At 67.9% G+C, this 18,952-nt stretch carries 17 protein-coding genes; 16 read left to right on the top strand and 1 reads right to left on the bottom strand.

Annotation, left to right across the window (positions count from 1 at the left end; translation table 11 throughout):
- Positions 1-399: 399 nt before the first annotated feature.
- The 15 genes from KXR53_RS25120 (at position 400) to guaA (ending at position 17,052) form a co-directional block, all read left to right on the top strand.
- Positions 400-618, top strand: coding sequence for a hypothetical protein (locus KXR53_RS25120; protein WP_437378038.1), 219 nt, complete (start codon positions 400-402; stop codon positions 616-618).
- Complete coding sequence (locus tag KXR53_RS25115) at positions 560-1,303, top strand: alpha/beta fold hydrolase (RefSeq protein WP_437378037.1); 744 nt, start codon at positions 560-562, stop codon at positions 1,301-1,303. Before KXR53_RS25120 ends, KXR53_RS25115 begins: the two co-directional genes overlap by 59 nt.
- A gap of 112 nt (positions 1,304-1,415) precedes the next feature.
- The gene (locus tag KXR53_RS25110; protein WP_437378036.1) at positions 1,416-2,033 is read left to right on the top strand and encodes a hypothetical protein; all 618 of its coding nucleotides are present in this window, start codon (positions 1,416-1,418) and stop codon (positions 2,031-2,033) included.
- 588 nt (positions 2,034-2,621) lie between these two features.
- Positions 2,622-3,608, top strand: a complete 987-nt coding sequence (locus tag KXR53_RS25105; protein WP_437378035.1) for a methyltransferase — start codon at positions 2,622-2,624, stop codon at positions 3,606-3,608.
- 450 nt (positions 3,609-4,058) lie between these two features.
- The gene (locus tag KXR53_RS25100) at positions 4,059-4,844 is read left to right on the top strand and encodes a hypothetical protein (protein WP_437378034.1); all 786 of its coding nucleotides are present in this window, start codon (positions 4,059-4,061) and stop codon (positions 4,842-4,844) included.
- 251 nt (positions 4,845-5,095) lie between these two features.
- Positions 5,096-8,569, top strand: coding sequence for a DNA polymerase III subunit alpha (dnaE, locus tag KXR53_RS25095; protein WP_437378033.1), 3,474 nt, complete (start codon positions 5,096-5,098; stop codon positions 8,567-8,569).
- A gap of 205 nt (positions 8,570-8,774) precedes the next feature.
- A complete protein-coding gene (locus tag KXR53_RS25090) occupies positions 8,775-9,314 on the top strand; it encodes a VUT family protein (RefSeq protein WP_437378032.1) in 540 nt (179 codons plus the stop codon).
- A gap of 13 nt (positions 9,315-9,327) precedes the next feature.
- Positions 9,328-10,368, top strand: coding sequence for a tRNA preQ1(34) S-adenosylmethionine ribosyltransferase-isomerase QueA (queA, locus tag KXR53_RS25085; protein WP_437378041.1), 1,041 nt, complete (start codon positions 9,328-9,330; stop codon positions 10,366-10,368).
- Positions 10,361-11,494, top strand: a complete 1,134-nt coding sequence (gene tgt, locus KXR53_RS25080; protein ID WP_437378031.1) for a tRNA guanosine(34) transglycosylase Tgt — start codon at positions 10,361-10,363, stop codon at positions 11,492-11,494. Before queA ends, tgt begins: the two co-directional genes overlap by 8 nt.
- Positions 11,495-11,503: 9 nt before the next feature.
- Positions 11,504-11,986: a preQ(1) synthase gene (gene queF / locus KXR53_RS25075; RefSeq protein ID WP_026871283.1), complete on the top strand. Its 483-nt coding sequence runs from the start codon at positions 11,504-11,506 to the stop codon at positions 11,984-11,986.
- 13 nt (positions 11,987-11,999) lie between these two features.
- The gene (gene queG, locus KXR53_RS25070; protein ID WP_437378030.1) at positions 12,000-13,130 is read left to right on the top strand and encodes a tRNA epoxyqueuosine(34) reductase QueG; all 1,131 of its coding nucleotides are present in this window, start codon (positions 12,000-12,002) and stop codon (positions 13,128-13,130) included.
- 97 nt (positions 13,131-13,227) lie between these two features.
- Entirely contained in the window at positions 13,228-14,565 is a 1,338-nt protein-coding gene (locus KXR53_RS25065) for an RsmB/NOP family class I SAM-dependent RNA methyltransferase (protein ID WP_437378029.1), read from the top strand.
- Between the two features lie 2 nt (positions 14,566-14,567).
- Positions 14,568-15,098, top strand: a complete 531-nt coding sequence (locus KXR53_RS25060) for an N-acetyltransferase family protein (RefSeq protein WP_437378028.1) — start codon at positions 14,568-14,570, stop codon at positions 15,096-15,098.
- Complete coding sequence (locus tag KXR53_RS25055) at positions 15,095-15,367, top strand: DUF1294 domain-containing protein (protein WP_437378027.1); 273 nt, start codon at positions 15,095-15,097, stop codon at positions 15,365-15,367. Before KXR53_RS25060 ends, KXR53_RS25055 begins: the two co-directional genes overlap by 4 nt.
- Before the next feature lie 110 nt (positions 15,368-15,477).
- Positions 15,478-17,052: a glutamine-hydrolyzing GMP synthase gene (guaA, locus tag KXR53_RS25050; RefSeq protein ID WP_437378026.1), complete on the top strand. Its 1,575-nt coding sequence runs from the start codon at positions 15,478-15,480 to the stop codon at positions 17,050-17,052.
- A 302-nt stretch (positions 17,053-17,354) separates the two neighbouring features.
- Here guaA and KXR53_RS25045 read toward each other — a convergent pair whose 3' ends face one another.
- Positions 17,355-18,116 carry an SDR family NAD(P)-dependent oxidoreductase gene (locus tag KXR53_RS25045; protein WP_437378025.1) on the bottom strand — a complete coding sequence of 254 codons (762 nt, stop codon included), beginning with the start codon at positions 18,114-18,116 and terminating at the stop codon, positions 17,355-17,357.
- Between the two features lie 161 nt (positions 18,117-18,277).
- Here KXR53_RS25045 and KXR53_RS25040 point away from each other — a divergent pair, with 161 nt between their 5' ends.
- Positions 18,278-18,895, top strand: a complete 618-nt coding sequence (locus KXR53_RS25040; protein WP_437378023.1) for a TetR/AcrR family transcriptional regulator — start codon at positions 18,278-18,280, stop codon at positions 18,893-18,895.
- Positions 18,896-18,952: the final 57 nt, after the last annotated feature.

The following is an 18,952-nucleotide window of genomic DNA, read 5'->3' as shown; positions in this document are numbered from 1 at the left end:
CGGATTGTCCTCGCCGACATAGTCATCCAAACACTCCGGCAGCAGCGTGGTCTGGCGACGGTCCTGCCCCTCGACGAAACGCTTCACGCTTGCCCCCCGCTCAGTCACCTCGGGCAGCGTATCAGATCATAGCGTTTTCACACGGCCTGGACCCTTTGCAGTCCTCCCGGTCCATGCGTTCAAATGACCGCGTATGGCGCGGTCCAGCCGATCTGACTGGTGAATGTCAAGCAGTTCCCCGCTACGCGCGAACGACGGAAGGACGGCGGGCCGACGCCACTTGCTTGCATCCACGAACGGCTTGAGTCGCCGGCATCCTGGGTTCACTATCATTTCGTTGCCGTAACGATGCTGCCCGGAGGAGCCTGGTCGGCCCCTCTCCTCCAAGGGAGGAAGATCATGGACTTCCGTTCAACCTGGCTGGCATGCGCGAGTTTTGGCGTTATCACCCTGGCCGGCGCTGCACTTGCGGCCGACCCGGTGATCAAGAAAGTCGAGGTCAATGGTGCAACGATGACCTATGTCGACGAGGGGGCGGGCGAGCCGATCCTCTTTGTACATGGGGCGGTCTCTGACCGGCGTGCTTGGGAGCCCATCCGGGGGGGAAATCGCCGATGACCATCGCTTCATCGCCGTCAGCCTGCGCTATTTCGGCACCGAGGAATGGCCGGATAAAGGCGAACGGTTCAGCCTCGCCTTGCATGCCAACGACGTTGCAGCGTTCATCAAAGCGCTCGATGTCGGCCCGGTGCACCTGGTCGGCTGGTCCTATGGCGCCAACGTCGCCACACGCACCGCCTTGCAGAACCCGGAGCTCATGCAAAGCCTTATCCTCTTTGAGCCGGCCCTCTCTTCGCTGATCAAGGAAGGGGAGGCTGGCGACACGGCGCGAGAGGCGGAGGGTGTGATGTTCGGTCCCGTCGCCGACGCCACGCAACAGGGCGACGTCAAGAAGGCCACGAGGCTGCTTATCGAAGGCGTGTTCCAAATGGCGCCCGGCGGATTCGAGAACCAGCCGCGAGAACATCAGGCAATGCAACTCGACAACGCGCGGACGATGGAGTTGCTGTGGTCTGCTTCCGAATGGAAGGTGACCTGCGACATGCTGAGGCCGTTTGACAGGCCAACGCTTATCGTCCACGGGTCCGAAAGCAATGCCTATCGGCCGCACGTCGCCCTAGCTATGGACGAGTGCCTGCCTCAGGCCGATGTCGGTGTGCAGCCAAACGTCAACCACGATGGGCCGGTGCGCGATCCCGCTGGGTTCGCCGAGTTGATAGACGACTTTGTAGCGAAGCACTGATCGCACTGTGAAATATCTCGTCGTGCCAGTCATTCGGCGTGACACACGTGGATCATCCTGACCCGCCGCCCAACTGCAATCGGAACTCGTGCATCGAGAGGAGGACTCACCCATGAAGCCGCGTTCCTTCAACGTTCGCCGCATCGGCATCCTCTTGTTTTCGCTGTGTGCTGTTGGGCTGATGACCTCAGCGCCGATGGCGGCGGAAGCCAAATTCGCCGTCGCGCTGGTGGTTGAGAAAAAGGTGAAGGAACTGCCGCCCGGACCATTGTTCTGGCGGTTGGAAAATTTCCCAACGCTAGCTGAGGCTCAGGGTGCCGTCGGCCCTTACTCGCTTGCGGCGGAGGTCGCCGGCAAGGTCTGGCTGTTCACGCTCGGACCGAAGGATGGCGCCACTGCCGGCGGAACCAAGGTCGTAGAGATCGGCCCCCTTCCGCCGATCAGCGCGAGCGAATATTTGCTGCGCGTTAACCGCGCCGGCGGACCACCTGGCGCGAAAACGCCGATCCATACACATCCGGGATCGGAGGCCTTTTACGTGCTGACCGGCAAGCTCGGCCAGAGGACACCCCACGGCGTGACCCATACTGAAGCCGGCGCGACTATGATCGGACACGGGCCCGAAACGCCGATGGAAGTGTTCAACGCCGGCACAACCGATCTCGATGAGTTGGCCATCTTCGTGGTGGACGCCGATCGGCCGTTCTCGTCGCCGGCCAGCCTCGATTGAGGCGACGTTTCGCGTAGTGCCATTAATGTTTGGTGCGAGCTGAGGCGGCATTCCCCAGCGATGATGTTCAACCATTGGGCGTAGGCGAACCTGAGGGGAGTTGCAGCGGCGCCGCGACTTGTGTCGGCCAAGGACCTCAGTGCCGAAGCCGGACCTGATTCGGTTCGAACCAAAGCGGCCTGTCCGCTTTCGGGCAAGAATGAACTGTCAAAAATGTCCGCTTCGGGGCGGATTAGAGAGCCGTCGATCGTCCGCAATGAGCCGCATCCGGCCTCCGGGATGTCACCTCCGACGACCCGGCTGCCGCGCCATCCGACCGCAAAGTGTGAGAAGCGAAAGCCAAGCCTAGCGCCCTGAATGGCCGCTTCGTAGGAAAGCGGGCACGGCCGGTCGCCACCTATGCAGCCCGTCAGGCGAGCCGGTGCGCGAGCAGAAACGCCATGGTACCACGCCGCGATGTGCGGCCTCTTGTCCTTGCCATCTGACCATCCGCATTGCAGGTGGAATGCGGCATGGAACAACCTAGCGGAAGCAGCGAGGCTTCCGAGCGGCTTCAAAGTCGGTCCTGGATCGCGGAAGGGGTGTGACATGGTGGATTCTGATCGGATCGACAACCTGATCGCAGCGGTGCCCCCCGCCTTGGCGCTTCGCGCCGGGCTGGACCTTGGCATCTTCACCCGGATCGGTGACAGCGCGATGACTGCTGACAGCCTCGGGGCCGCGCTCAAAGTCGAGCCCGATCGCCTGTCGCGGCTCCTCTACGCGCTCGCCAGCATCGGTCTCCTCGAAGTCAAGGATGGTCAATTTCGCAACGGAGCCGAAGCGTCGGCCTTCCTCGACGCGTCCAAGCCGACCTATCGCGGCGGCGATCATGCGCTCCTGCGCGAGCTCTGGGGAGCCGATCTGCTGACCGCAGAGTCGCTGCGACAGAACCGGCCCGCTGCGCTGCACGACTTTTCCGAAGCGGGGCCCGAGGCCGCGGCGTCCTTCAGCCGCATGCTCGCACCGGGCGGGGTGATTTTCGGTCGACATCTGGCCCGGGAGATGGATCTCTCGGCGATCGGTTCGGTGATCGACATCGGCGGGGGCCCCGGGACCACTCTCGTCGGACTTCGCGAGCGGCGGCCGCAGATTGCGGCGACGCTGATGGAACTCCCAACGGTCGCGGCGGTCGCGCGAGATATCCTGTCAGAATACGGTGCCGACGACGTGGTCGTCGAAGAGGGGGACATCACTGTCGCGCCATCGATCGGTCGGCACGATCTGGCGATCCTGAAGGCCGTCGTCCAGGTCCTTCCGCCGGACCAGGCGCGCAGTTCGATCTTGAACGCGGCGCGTTGCCTCACACCCGGAGGCGAGATCGCAATTGCGGGGTGTGGTGTCGTCGATGACGACCGCCTCGGCCCGCCTGAGGGTGTCTTTCTGAATCTCACCTTCTTGAACCTCTATCGCCACGGCGAATCGTACACTGAAGGTCAGTATCGCGCGTGGATGACCGAGGCTGGATTCCGGGATATCTCGAGGTCGCGCCTGACGGACGGCTGCACGTTGTTTCGTGCGCGCCTCACGGGCTGATCGTGGCTGGATGGTTGGTTTCGGACGCAAGGCTCTCCGAGGCGCCCCGACCCTATCCGGGCAGCCCTGCAACCTTCAGCGCCAAGAGCGTTCGCTCGAGGTCCTCCGTCTCGCGATAGCGGAGCGCAAGGCGCACATCGGCGAGAGTGACGTCGGGAGACTTGCACATGTGCCGCCGGCACGCGATCGATGACGGTCCGTCCGCCGTGTGCGAGGGCCGCTTTCGGGCAAAGAATGGATCGCCGGAGATGTCCGCTTCAGGAAGGCCAGGAGTCAAACGATCGTCCGCAACGAGCCGAATCCGGCCCCCGCCGCTCGGGCGCGCGACGGCGATCGATCCGCTCTGAGGGGTCTGTCTTCTGTTAGAGAGCCGGCCAATGCGGCGGCCGTGGCCGGATGTATACGAAAAGAGACTAGCTTAACTCACGCCTTTTGTTCATGATATGTTCCATGGACATGGCGCAGCCCGATACCGAAGCCGGCGAGACCCGCGATCCCGACCGGGAGCGGAGCGAGCGGCATGGGCGGATGCTGGCGCGGCTGGGCGAGCTCACCCTCGGGCTGGCCGAGGCGGTGCAGGGCCAGGCGGTGGAGGCCGCGCGCCAGCCGCCGGAGGACGACGCCGCCGACCGCACCCGCGGGCTCGGCCTGGTCTTCGCCCGCCTGTCCTACGAGGTGCGCCAGACCATCGCTCTCGAGGCTCGGCTCGCCACAGAGAGCCGGATGACGGCGGCCGAGCGGGCCGCCGCGGCGCAGGAGCGCTGGCGCCGGCGGCGCAACCTGGTCCGGCGCATCCTCAAGGAGGCGATCGAGGCCCAGGAGCTTGCCGAGGCCGAGGCCTGCGAGCTGGACATCACCGAGCAGGAGATGCGCGACGACCTGCTGGACGAGCTGGACCACCGGCTGCAGGACGATGCCGCCCAGGACATCGGCGACCTGCCGGTCGGCGAGGTCGTCGCCCGGTTCTGCCGCGAGCTCGACATTGAGCCGGACTGGAGCCGGTGGCGGGCGGAGACCTGGGCGGTCGAGGAGAGCAGGCACCCGCTGTCGCCCTTCGCCCGGCCGTCCGAGGTCCAATCTCCCGACGCCGAGCCCGAAGCCGCGGGCTCTCCGGCGGAGCCGAAGCACCGCCGGCCCTCAGTCGCGCTACCGACATCGGATGAGCGGGCCGCGCGGGCGGATAAGCCTGACGACGGCCGTTCGACGTCCGCGCTTCCGAAGCCGGACAGCAGCTGAGCGCCGTGGCTGTGGCGAATCTTCACATCGTCATGGCGGGGAGGCGAAGCCGACGAAGCCATCCGAGGCCGGTGCCGCTGGATGGCTTCGCTTGCGCTCGCCATGACGATATGGCGGCAATCGTCGCCGTCCGGGATCGGCGGCAGCGGCGACGCATCGACTGCATTAGCCGTCCCTATGCGGTATCAATGGCGGATCGCCCGATTCTGCCGGGCCGCCCCTGATCGTCGCCGCGGAGCCGCACTGCCGCCATGCCACACGCCGATTTCGTCCATCTGCGCGTGCACAGCGCCTATTCCCTCTCGGAAGGGGCAATCAAGATCAAGGAGCTGGTCGGGATCTGCAAGAAGCTGCAGATGCCGGCCGTGGCCGTCACCGACACCGGCAACCTGTTCGGCGCGCTGGAATTCTCCTTCGCGGCCAAGGACTACGGCATCCAGCCGATCATCGGCACCATCCTCAGCATCACCCGGGCGGAGACGGAATCGGGCGCCCGCGTCGGCGGCCCGACCATCGCCGAGCCGGACTGCCTGGTGCTGCTGGCCCAGAACGAGACCGGCTACGAGAACCTGATGGCGCTGACCAGCCGCGCCTATCTCGAGACGGAGCAGGGGCTGGCGCCGCAGCTGCCGCTGGAGGCGCTGGAGGGCCGCACCGACGGCGTCATCGCCCTGACCGGCGGGCCGAAGGGCCCGGTCGGCCGCCTGCTGCTGGCCGAGCATCCGGAGCGGGCGCTGGCCACGCTGCGCTACCTGAAGACGCTGTTCCCCGGCCGGCTCTATGTCGAGCTGATGCGGCACGGGATGGAGGAGGAGGACCGGATCGAGGCCGGGCTGATCGACCTCGCCTATCAGGAGGACGTGCCGCTTGTCGCCACCAACGACTGCTTCTTCGCCGGCGAGGACATGTACGAGGCGCATGACGCCCTGCTGTGCATCGCCGACGGCACCTATGTGGTCGAGGCCAACCGCCGGCGGGTGACGCGCGACCACCGCTTCCGCTCGGCCGAGGAGATGCGGCAGCTCTTCGCCGACCTGCCGGAGGCGGTCGACAACACGCTGGTGATCGCCCGGCGCTGCGCGGTGATGCCGAAGAAGCGGAACCCGATCCTGCCTGCCTTCTCCAGCGAGGCCGGCCGCAGCGAGGCGGAGGAGCTGCGGGCGCAGGCGCATGAGGGTTTGAAGGCCCGGCTGGAGGCGCATGTCTACACGCCGGAGATGACGGCGGAGGAGCGCGAGGCGGTGCGGGAGAAGTACACCGCCCGGCTCGACTACGAGCTCGACGTCATCGAGAAGATGGGGTTCCCGGGTTACTTCCTGATCGTCTCGGACTTCATCAAATGGTCCAAGGCGCACGACATTCCGGTCGGGCCGGGCCGCGGCTCGGGCGCCGGCTCGGCCGTCGCCTGGGCCCTGACCATCACCGATCTCGACCCGCTGCGCTTCGGCCTGCTGTTCGAGCGCTTCCTCAATCCCGAGCGCGTGTCGATGCCGGACTTCGACATCGACTTCTGCCAGGACCGGCGCGACGAGGTGATCTCCTATGTCCGCGACCGCTACGGGCATGACCGGGTGGCTCAGATCATCACCTTCGGTAAGCTGCAGGCCCGCGCCGTGCTGCGCGACGTCGGCCGCGTGCTGCAGATGCCCTATGGTCAGGTCGACCGCATCTGCAAGCTGGTGCCGAACAACCCGGCCAACCCGGTGACGCTGGCCCAGGCGATCGAGGGCGAGCCGGCGCTGCAGCAGGAGCGCGACAACGACCCCCAGGTGCGCCACCTGATCGACCTGGCGATGAAGCTGGAGGGGCTGTACCGCCACGCCTCCACCCACGCCGCCGGCGTGGTCATCGGCGACCGGCCGCTGCACCAGCTGGTGGCGCTGTACCGAGACCCGCGCTCGCCGATTCCGGCCACCCAGTTCAACATGAAATATGTCGAGCAGGCCGGGCTGGTGAAGTTCGACTTCCTCGGCCTGAAGACGCTCACCGTGCTGCGCACGGCCGAGAACCTCTTGAAGGCCAGCGGCGTCGACATCGACCTGGCGCGGATCCCGCTCGACGACCCCACCACCTACACCATGCTCGGCCGGGCGGAATCGACCGGCGTGTTCCAGCTGGAAAGCTCGGGCATGCGCGACGTGCTGCGCCGGATGAAGCCGAACCGGGTCGAGGACATCATCGCGCTGGTGGCGCTGTATCGCCCCGGCCCGATGGACAACATTCCGACCTACATCGAGGTCAAGAACGGCACCAAGGCGCCGGACTATCTCCACCCCTCGCTGCAGCCGATCCTGGAAGAGACCTACGGCATCATGGTCTATCAGGAGCAGGTGATGCAGGTGGCGCAGACGCTGGCGGGCTACTCGCTCGGCGGCGCCGATCTCCTCCGCCGCGCCATGGGCAAGAAGATCAAGGAGGAGATGGACGCCCAGAAGAAGACCTTCGTCGAGGGCGCGTCCGCGCGCGGCGTGCCGGAAGGGCAGGCGGCCAACATCTTCGACCAGGTCGAGAAGTTCGCGGGCTATGGCTTCAACAAATCGCACGCCGCGGCCTACGCCATCGTCGCCTACCAGACGGCCTATCTGAAGGCGAACCATCCGGTCGAGTTCCTGGCGGCGTCGATGACGCTCGACCTCGGCAACACCGACAAGCTGAACGTCTTCCGGCAGGAGCTGTCGCGGCTCGGCATCAAGCTGCTGATCCCCGACATCAACAAGTCCGACGCCGTCTTCGCGGTCGAGGTGCTGCCGGACGGCAAGAAGGCGATCCGCTACGCCCTCGGCGCGATCAAGGGGGTGGGGCCGGAGGCGATGCGCAGCCTGGTGGCGGAGCGTGAGCGCGGCGGGCCCTTTAAAGACCTGTTCGACTTGGCCCGGCGGCTGGATCTGAAGCTCCTGAACAAGCGCCAGCTCGAGAACCTGGCCCGCGCCGGCGCCTTCGACTCGCTCGACAGCAACCGCGCCCGTGTCGTCGCCTCCTTCGAGACACTGCTGCGCTACGCCCACACCGTGGCGGCGGAGCGCGAGAGCGGCCAGATCGGCCTGTTCGGCGGCCCCGCGGGCGGCGAGCTGAGCACCCCGCCGCTGCCGACCATCCCGGACTGGGATTCGATGGAGCGGCTGCGGCAGGAGTTCGATGCCGTCGGCTTCTATCTCTCGGCCCATCCGCTCGACACCTACAACACCAAGCGGCTCGGCTCGGTGCGGTCGGCCGAGATCGGCCAGAAGGCGCGGCTCGGCCACACCCAGATCCGCCTCGCCGGCATCCTGATGGCGAAGCGGGAGATGACGACCAAGACCGGCAACCGCATGTGCTTCGGCACCTTCTCCGACGCCAGCGGCGTGTTCGAGGTCACCTTCTTCGCCGAGACCCTGGCCACGGCCCGGCAGATCCTCGAGGTCGGCGCCGCGCTGGCGATGGCGGTCGAGATCCAGAGCCGCGGCGAGGAGATGCGGCTGACGGCGATGTCGGTCGAGCCGATCGACCAGGCCCTGGCCCGCAGCGCCGCCCGCTTCGTCATCTATGTCGAGGGGGTGCAGGCGGTGCAGCCGCTGCACGGCCTGCTCGACCGCGAGGGGCCGGGCCGCTGCAAGGTCAACCTGCAGCTGCTGCTGTCGCCGACCGAGGAGGTCGAGATCGAGCTACCCGGCGGCTACGCCATCGGCGGCCGGGCCAAGGGGGCGCTGAAATCGGTGCCGGGCGTGCTCGGGGTCGAGGAGTTCTGAGGCGGAGGGACGCCGACCGCGACCCAGCCTCTCCGCCCCCCTTCCTGTCAAGCCCGGCGATGACAAGGAGGGAACGATCACGGATGTTTCAGGGCCTTGCGGCGTCGCGCCGCCATGGCCAAATGCAGCGACTTGCGCTACAAGCGCGACCGGACCCGGGCGCCGAGGGCTGCGCCGCGGGCCTTTTCTGTTGGAAGAAGCTGCCTTGCGTACCGAAACCCGCGGCATGGGCCTGGCGCTGATCGCGATGATCGCCGCCGTGGTGGCCTCGAACTACCTGGTCCAGTTCCCGATCAATGACTGGCTGACCTGGGGCGCCTTCACCTATCCGGTCACCTTCCTGGTCACCGACCTGACCAACCGCTTCTTCGGCCCGGGCCGCGCCCGCCAGGTCGCCTATGCCGGCTTCGCCCTGGCCGTGGTGCTGTCGGTGTGGCTGGCCGATTGGCGCATCGCCGCGGCCTCCGGCACCGCCTTCCTGGTCGGCCAGCTGCTCGACATCCACATCTTCGACCGGCTGCGTCGCGCCGCCTGGTGGCGGGCGCCCTTCATCGGCTCGTCCCTCGGCTCGGTGGTCGACACCGGCCTGTTCTTCACCATCGCCTTCGCCGGCACCGGTTTGCCGCTGCTGACCCTGATGGCCGGTGACCTGGTGGTGAAGCTGGCCTGCGCCCTGCTGTTCCTGGCGCCGTTCAGGGCACTGATGAACGTCGTCATGCCCATGCCGGCGCTGCAGAACGGCTGATACCGCTTTCGTGATGCGTGTCGACGAGTTCGATTTCGACCTGCCGCGGCAGCTGATCGCCGAGCGGCCGGCCGAGCCGCGCGATACCGCCCGGATGCTGGAGGTCGCGGCCGACGGCCTCTTCGACCGGCAGGTGCGCGACCTGCCGGGCCGGCTCGAGGCCGGCGACCTGTTGGTGGTCAACGACACCCGGGTCATACCGGCGCGGCTGCACGGCAAGCGTGGCCTGGCCGGGATCGAGATCATGCTGCATCAGCCGGCGGCAGAGGGGCTCTGGCGCGCCTTCGCCCGCCCGGCCAAGAAGCTCAAGCCCGGCGATGTCGTCCGCTTCGCCGACGACTTCGCCGCCACAGTCGTCACCAAGGGCGAGGCCGGCGAGGTCGAGGTGGCCTTCGACGATTCGGCCGGCCTGGCCGACAAGCTGCGCCGCTACGGCGAGGTGCCGCTGCCACCCTATATCGCCCGGCCGCACGGTCCGGACGAGCGCGACCGCGAGGACTATCAGACCGTCTTCGCCCGGCACGACGGCGCCGTCGCGGCGCCGACCGCGGGGCTGCACTTCACCCCGGCGCTGCTCGACGCGCTGGCGGCGCGCGGCGTCGACATGGTCCGCCTGACCCTGCATGTCGGCGCCGGCACCTTCCTGCCGGTGAAGAGCGAGACGGTCGAAGGCCATGTCATGCATGCCGAGCGCGGCCAGCTGAGCCCGGAGGTGGCGGACCGGATCAACGCCGTGCGCGCCGCCGGCGGCCGCATCGTCGCAGTCGGCACCACAAGCCTGCGCCTGCTGGAGAGCGCCGCGGACGAGGACGGCACGGTGCGGCCCTTCGACGGCAGCACCGACATCTTCATCACCCCCGGCTACCGCTTCCGCGCCGTCGATTTGCTGCTGACGAATTTCCACCTGCCGCGGTCGACCTTGTTCATGCTGGTCTGCGCCTTCTCCGGCATGGACCGGATGAAGCAGGCCTATGCCCATGCCATTGCCGCGGGCTACCGTTTCTACTCCTACGGCGACGCCTGCCTGCTGCACCGTTCGGACAAAAATGACTGATTCCGTGTTCCGCTTCGAGACCCTGGCCCGCGACGGCGCCGCGCGCACCGGCCGCCTGCACACCGCCCATGGCGTGGTCGAGACCCCGACCTTCATGCCGGTCGGCACCGCGGCAACGGTGAAGGCGATGCGGCCGGAGGACGTGGCGGCCACCGGCGCGCAGATCGTGCTGGGCAACACCTACCACCTGATGCTGCGCCCGGGGTCGGAGCGGGTGGCGCGGCTCGGCGGCCTGCACCGCTTCATGAACTGGCCCGGCCCGATCCTGACCGATTCCGGCGGCTTCCAGGTGATGTCGCTGTCGCAGCTGCGGCGCATGGACAAGGATGGCGTAACCTTCCGCTCGCATCTCGACGGCAGCGAGCACCGGCTGACCCCGGCGCGGTCGACCGAGATCCAGCATTTGCTCGATGCCACCATCACCATGGCCTTCGACGAGTGCACGCCGTTCCCGGCGGAGCCGGAGGTGGCGGCCAGCTCGATGCGCCTGTCGATGGACTGGGCCAAGCGCTCGCGCGACGCCTTTGTCGCCCGGCCCGGCTACGGCCAGTACGGCATCGTCCAGGGCAGCGTCTTCCCCGACCTCCGGCTCGAATCCGCCGCGGCGCTGACCGCGATCGGCTTCGAGGGCTACGCCATCGGCGGCCTCGCGGTGGGCGAGGGGCAGGAGCGGATGTTCGCCACGCTCGACGTCACCGTGCCGGCGCTGCCGGACGACCGGCCGCGCTATCTGATGGGCGTGGGCAAGCCCTCCGACCTGGTCGGCTCGGTCCGCCGCGGCGTCGACATGTTCGACTGCGTGCTGCCGACCCGCTCCGGCCGCACCGGCCAGGCTTTCACCCGCCGTGGCACGGTCAATCTGCGCAACGCCCGGCATCAGGACGACGACCGGCCGCTGGACGAATCCTGCCGCTGCCCGGCTTGCCGCCAGTACAGCCGCGCCTATCTGCACCATCTGGTGCGCAGCGAGGAGGTGCTGGGGCTGATGCTGCTGACCCACCACAACCTGACCTATTATCAGGATCTGATGGCCGGCCTGCGCGGCGCCATCGCCGCCGGCACGCTCGATGCCTTCGCCGCCGCCTTCGAGGCGGAGCAGGCGCTGGGCGACATCCCGGCCCTCTGAGGAGAGATCATGGCCCGCAAGGCGAAAGCGCAGGCGCAGGGAACCGAGGCGCTCACCCAGCTCGGCCAGCCGACGGCGCTGCCCGCGTCGCCGGAAGAGGCGGTGCTGGAGACGGTGCCGAATCCGCGGCCGAAGCAGCTCTACCTGGTGCGCTTCACCGCGCCGGAGTTCACCTCGCTGTGCCCGATCACCGGCCAGCCGGACTTCGCACATCTGGTGATCGACTACGCCCCGGCGGCGAAGATCGTCGAGAGCAAGTCGCTGAAGCTGTTCCTCGGCTCGTTCCGCAACCACGGTGCCTTCCACGAGGACTGCACCGTCTATGTGGCGGAGCGGCTGATCCAGGCGATGAAGCCGCGCTGGCTGCGCATCGGCGGCTACTGGTACCCGCGGGGCGGCATCCCGATCGACGTGTTCTACCAGAGCGGGCCGGCGCCCGAGGGGCTGTGGCTGCCCGACCAGGGCGTGCCGCCCTATCGCGGACGGGGATGACCTGCATGGGGTGATGGGCACGACCGAGATCAAGGACCGCATCCGGGCCGAGGCCTTCGCCCTCGGCTTCGACAGCGCCGGCTTCGCCGCCGCGACGCCCGACCCGAAGCTGAAGGATCGGCTGGAGGTCTTCCTGGCCGAAGGACAGCACGGTGACATGGGCTGGATGGCGGCCCATGCCGACCGCCGGGCCGACCCGCAGACGCTGTGGCCCGAGGCGCGCACCGTGCTGTCGCTCGGCCTCAATTACGGTCCGGCCGAGGACCCGCTGCCGCTCTTGGAGCAGCGGGAGAAGGGGGTGATCTCGGTCTACGCCCAGGGCCGCGACTACCACGACGTAGTCAAGAAGAAGCTGAAGGCGCTGGGCGGCTGGATCCACCGCACCTTCAAGACCGAGCTGAAGGTCTTCGTCGACACCGCGCCAGTGATGGAGAAGCCGCTGGCGATGCGGGCCGGCATCGGCTGGCAGGGCAAGCACACCAACCTGGTGTCGCGCGACTGGGGCTCCTGGCTGTTCCTGGGCGAGATCTATCTGGCGCTGGAGCTGCCGCCGGACGCGCCGGAGCGCGACCGCTGCGGCTCCTGCCATGCCTGCCTCGACATCTGCCCGACCGCGGCCTTTCCGGCGCCCTACAGGCTCGACGCCCGGCGCTGCATCTCCTACCTCACCATCGAGCACAAGGGGCCGATCCCGCGCGAGCTGCGGCCCCTGATCGGCAACCGCATCTATGGCTGCGACGACTGCCTGGCGGTCTGCCCCTGGAACAAGTTCGCCGCCGCCGGACGCGAGGCGGCGCTGGCGCCGCGGCCGGGGTTGACCGGCCCGGCCCTCGCTTCGCTGCTCGGCTTCGACGATGCCGGCTTCCGCGCCGCCTTCTCCGGTTCGCCGATCAAGCGCATCGGCCGCGACCGCTTCCTGCGCAACGTGCTGATCGCCATCGGCAACAGCGGCGATGCCGGCCTGGCGCCGGCGGTCGAACCGCTCTTGGACGACGCCTCGCCTTTGGTGCGCGGCGCCGCGGTCTGGGCGCTCGGCCGTCTGCTTGGCCCGGAGGGGCTGCGCCGGATGGCGAAGGCACGGCCAGAGGATCCGGAAGACGAGGTGCGCGAAGAGTGGCGGGCCGGGCTGCAGGCCGCGGCCTGATACCGGCGGCGCATAGCTCGCCCGCGCCGTCGGGCAAAGGTTGGCAGCCGCGGCGGAAGCGCGGTAGAAGGCGCGTTTTCCTGCTACGCTCCGGACCATGACCCCCTCCGCCCGAATCCAGGCCACGATCGACATTCTCGAGCGCATCGCCGCCGAGAACCGCCCCGCTGACGCCGTGGTCTCGGCCTATTTCCGCACCCGCCGCTTCATCGGCTCGAAGGACCGCAGCGAGATCGCCGGCCGCGTCTACGCCGTGCTGCGCCACCATGCCCGGCTGGGCTGGTGGCTGGCCCAGGTCGAGGCCGAGGACACGCCGCGCAACCGGGTGATCGCCGAGCTGACCCTGGCCGAAGGCGTTGGGATCAAGGACATGGGCCGGCTGTTCTCCGGCGACACCTACGCGCCGATCCCGCTCGACAAGCCGGAGGAGGCGCTGGTCAAGGCCACGGCCGGCCAGCCGCTCGACCATCCCGAGATGCCGAAGCCGGTGCGCAGCGAGATCCCGGAGTGGGCCGCGGCCTCGCTGGAAACGAATTTCGGCGACCGCTACGAGCAGGAGGTGGCGGCGCTGCTGGACCAGGCGCCGCTCGACCTGCGGGTGAACGAGCTGCGCGGCAGCCGCGACGAGGTGCTGCAGACCCTCGCCGCCGGCAAGCTTTCGGTGGAGCCGACGCCGCTGTCGCCGCTCGGCATCCGGGTCAAGGGCCGGCCGCAGCTCGGCCGCCATCCCGCCTTCCAGTCCGGCCTGATCGAGGTCCAGGACGAGGGCTCGCAGTTGATCGCCCTCCTGGTCGACGCCCGGCCGGGCCAGCAGGTGGTGGATTTCTGCTCCGGCGCCGGCGGCAAGGCGCTGGCCCTCGCCGCGCGGATGCAGGGCAAGGGCAGGGTGGTGGCCTGCGACGTCTCCAAGGGCCGGCTCGACCGCGGCAAGGAGCGGCTGCGCCGCGCCGGCATCGACAATGTCGAACCCAAGCTGCTGGAGAATGAGCGCGACCGCTGGGTGAAGAAGCAGCGCGGCAAGTTCGACCGGGTGCTGATCGATGCGCCCTGCAGCGGCACCGGCGCCTGGCGCCGCAACCCCGACGCCCGTTGGCGGCCGATCGACCTCGACCGGCTGCTCGGCGTCCAGCGCGAGATCCTGGACAGCGCCGCCCGCTTGGCCAAGCCGGATGGCGGCCGGGTGATCTACGCCACCTGCTCGCTGCTGCGCGAGGAGAACGAGGCGCAGGTGGAGCAATTCCTCGCCACCCATCCCGACTACCGGCTGGTACCGGTCGAGGAGGTGTGGGCCGAGGCGGTGGGCACCGGCCCGGCACCGACCGCCGGCATGCTGCGCCTGTCGCCCGCGGCCAACGGCACCGACGGCTTCTTCGTCGCGGTGCTGGAGCGCGGGCCGAAGGCCGATGCGGCCGACGCCGCCGGGACGGAGGGCTGAGCATGATCCGCCGCGCGATCCTGGCCGACGCGCCGGCGATCGCGCGGATCCATGTCCAGGCCTGGCAGGAGACCTATCGCGGCCTGGTGCCGGACGAGTTCCTGGACCGGATGACCGTGACCGAGCGCCAGCGCGGCCATGAGCGCCAGCTGGCGCATGAGGACGGCACCGCGACCTTCCTCGCCCTCGATCCGACGCCGGCCGGCGGGGCGGTGCCGGTCGGCTTCGCCTATTGCGGCCGGGCCCGTGGCGCGCCGGGCTTCGGCTGGGGCGAGATTTACGCTCTCTACCTGCTCGACCGAGCCAAGGGGAGGGGGCACGGAAGGGCGCTGATGGCCGCGGCGTCGGACTGGTTCGCCGAGCGCAGCATGATGCCGTTCATGCTCTGGGCCCTGACCGCCAATTTCCGCGCCACTGGCTTCTACCGCCATCTCGGCGGCGAGCCCTATGCCGACCGGCTGGAGCGCTTCGGCGGCGCCGTGCTGGCGGAGAGCGCCTTCCGCTTCGACCGGCGCATTTCCCCGACCGCATGACCGCCCTGGCGCTCTATCTCCTGGCCGCCAGCGCGGCCGCCTTCGGCCTGTTCGCCTGGGACAAGTGGTGCGCCGTCGGCGGCCGGCGCCGGATCCCCGAGCGCACGCTCCTGGCCCTGGCCGTCCTCGGCGGCACGCCCGGCGCCATCGCCGGGCAGCGGCTGCTGCGCCACAAGACGCGCAAGGAGCCGTTCCGGACCCGCCTGCTGCTGATCGCCGGGGGCCAGCTGCTGCTGGTCGCGGCGGTCGCCGCGCTGATGATGGTCTGAGCCGTCTTCGCCCCGCGCATACAGGCCGCGCGCCGGGCGCGGGCCGCGTCGCTTGTGCCGGAGGCGGGGGAGGGGTAAAGCTCCGTCCCACCGCCCGCCCCGGAGTTGCCATGACCGCCCCGACCGCCACGCCGTCGCCGGACCGCATCCTCATTCTCGATTTCGGCAGCCAGGTCACCCAGCTGATCGCCCGCCGGGTCCGCGAGTCCGGCGTCTATTGCGAGATCTGGCCGTTCAACCACGCCGGGGCCGACCGGATCAGCGCCTTCGCGCCGCGCGGCATCATCCTGTCCGGCGGGCCGGCCTCGGTCACCGAGGATGCTTCGCCCCGCGCGCCGCAGCTGGTGTTCGAGCTCGGTGTGCCGGTGCTCGGCATCTGCTACGGCCAGCAGACCATGTGCGAGCAGCTCGGCGGGGCGGTGGAGGGCGGCCACCACCGCGAATTCGGGCGCGCCTGGATCGAGGTGGGGGAGAGTTGCGCCCTGTTCGACGGGTTGTGGGAGGTGGGCCAGCGCGAGCAGGTGTGGATGAGCCATGGCGACCGCGTCACCCGGCTGCCGGACGGCTTCCGCGTTGTCGCCACCAGCGACAACGCGCCCTTCGCCGTGATCGCCGACGACCACCGCCGCTTCTACGGCGTGCAGTTCCACCCCGAGGTGGTGCACACGCCGCATGGCGCGGACCTGCTGCGTAACTTCACCCACCGGGTCTGCGGCTGCGGCGGCAGCTGGACCATGGCCGCCTTCCGCGAGGCGGAGATCCAGAAGATCCGCGCCCAGGTCGGCGACGGCAAGGTGATCTGCGGGCTGTCGGGCGGCGTCGACAGCGCGGTGGCGGCGGTGCTGATCCACGAGGCGATCGGCGACCAGCTGACCTGCATCTTCGTCGACACCGGGCTGATGCGGGCGGGCGAGGCGGAGCAGGTGGTGTCGCTGTTCCGCGGCCACTATAACATCCCGCTGGTGCATGTCGACGCGTCGGACCTGTTCCTCGGCCGGCTCGAGGGCATCACCGACCCGGAGCAGAAGCGCAAGATCATCGGCGCCGCCTTCGTCGAGGTGTTCGACGCCGAGGCGGAGAAGATCGAGGGCGCCCGCTTCCTGGCCCAGGGCACGCTCTACCCCGACGTGATTGAGAGCGTGTCCTTCACCGGCGGCCCGTCGGTGACGATCAAGAGCCACCACAATGTCGGCGGCCTGCCGGAGCGGATGAAGCTGGCCCTGGTCGAGCCGCTGCGCGAGCTGTTCAAGGACGAGGTGCGGGCGCTGGGCCGCGAGCTGGGCCTGCCCGAGGATTTCGTCGGCCGCCACCCCTTCCCGGGGCCGGGGCTGGGCATCCGCATCCCCGGCGCGGTCACCCGCGACATGCTGGAGATCCTGCGCAAGGCCGACGTGATCTATCTCGAGGAGATCCGCCGCGCCGGCCTCTATGACGCGATCTGGCAGGCCTTCGCCGTGCTGCTGCCGGTGCGCACGGTGGGCGTGATGGGCGACGGCCGCACCTACGACTATGTCTGCGCCCTGCGCGCCGTGACTTCCACCGACGGCATGACCGCCGACTACTACCCCTTCGACCACGAATTCCTGGGCCGGGTCTCGACCCGCATCGTCAACGAGGTGCGCGGCATCAACCGCGTCGTCTACGACATCACCTCGAAGCCGCCGGGGACGATCGAGTGGGAGTGAGGGGGAAAACGGCGGTAATGGCGTAGGTCCGGCGGCGATTTTTGCCATCGTCCAATTGCTTTTTCCGTCCGTATGCCACTCAATTGGCCAGCGTCCTCGATCTTTGATTTGCAAGTGCGATCTGCGCCCGTTTTTGGGATGCGTCTTCCAAAGACTCTGATCGGGTGGCGCTCGTCAGCTCATCCGAGAGCCTCGATTAGGAGGACTTAAATGGCCGCAACCGCTTTCTTTACGGTTGCGGCCCGTCGGACTGCGTGAAGGTCTATTAGATCATTTGATCCTCTTCACCTGATCGTCGGCGCTCAGATCCCGAGACCACCGGCTATATTTATGGTCTCACCGTTGATGTAGCCCGCAGAAGGTCCGGCGAGGAAGCAGACGGTTTCTGCCACTTCTTCGAGGGTTGCGATGCGACGGATCGGATGCATGTCCAGGATGGACTCGCGGTCCGGAAGCTCACCGGCGACGTCCGAGGCCATGTCCGTGGGCATGATGCCCGGCTGTACGACATTCACAGTGATATTTCGGGGGCCGAGGTCGCGCGCGATGCCCTTCGCGTATCCGGCGAGCGCCCACTTTGTTCCGGCATAATCGGCAACACCCGGGAAGGGTACGTTGGAGCCGAGAAGGGAGCCGATGAAGATGATCCGACCGCCGTTGCTCAGTCTGGGCGCTGCCGCGCGAGTGTTGGCGATCGTGCCCATGACATTGACCTGCCACTGGCGATTGTATTTGTCTCCATCAAGCTCGGGATCGTCTACGAGCTGACCCTGGATCGCGATGCCGGCATTGTTCACGAGGATGTCGAGCTTGCCGAATTCGGCGATCACCGAGTCGATCAGAGGCTTGGCGGAAGATAGGTCGGCCTGATCGCTCTTGATCGCGATCGCGCGAGTACCCTTCGCCTTCAGCTTCGCCACGACGGCCTCCGCCTTGTCGGCCGAGGCGGCGTAGCTGATTGCAACATCCGCTCCGCGCTCGGCGAACGCCTCCGCCGTCGCGGCACCAAGACCACGCGAGCCGCCCGTGATCAGGACGACCTTGCCCTTCAGCATGTTCGACATGAAAATCCTTTCGGGTACACGACCAGGACATCGCCTGATCTGAGCGGGCGACTTCGCCCTGCTATCGTAACGTCCATTACGATAACAACTGGTATGAAATGTGGACAAGGGCTGTCAAGCGATTTAGTAATGATCGTTATGAAAAAAGCTGAGTCGACCTGATGGGGCGCCATCGCGAATTTTGCGTAGAGACAGCCCTTGACGCTGCGCTGTGTGTCTTCTGGCGGAAGGGTTACGAGGGCACCTCCTACGCTGACCTGACTGAGGCTACGGGCGTCGAGAGGCCCGCCCTCTATTCTGCATTCGGCAACAAGGAAGCGCTCTTCCGCCGAGCCCTGGCTCGCTATCACGAGCGATACCTGGGCTACCTTCCAGAGGCGCTTCAGCTGCCCACAGCGCGCCAGGTTGCTGCACACTTCCTGCGTGGCGCGGTTGAACTCAACACGCGCTATCCCGACCGCACAGGCTGCTTGGGTGTCAACGGCGTCTTGGCGGGCTCGGACGACGCCGAACCTATCCGCCAGGCCCTGATTGAGTATCGCGCCACCGGCGAAGCGATGCTTCGCGAGCGGTTCGAGAGGGCGAAGGCAGAGGGTGATCTTCCGAAAACTGCCGACTGCGCAACCCTGGCCGCATATGTCATGGCGGTGACACACGGCCTGGCCGTGCAGGCAAAAGCGGGTTTCCGTCGTGAAGTTCTCCAGGCGGTGGCCGAGCAAGCCTTGGCTGGTTGGCCAGAGAAGGCCCGCTCACGTCAGGCAGCCGCTCATGGGTCTTGAGTTCTGAGAGGCTGGCGGAGCGGCAGGATCGTCCGCTTCGCGCTCTGCCGCTTGCCA

The sequence above is a fragment of the Inquilinus limosus genome (genome assembly GCF_051487185.1).
GTDB classification, from domain to species: Bacteria; Pseudomonadota; Alphaproteobacteria; order DSM-16000; family Inquilinaceae; genus Inquilinus; species Inquilinus limosus_F.
This window is presented reverse-complemented; position numbering and strand designations above follow the sequence as displayed.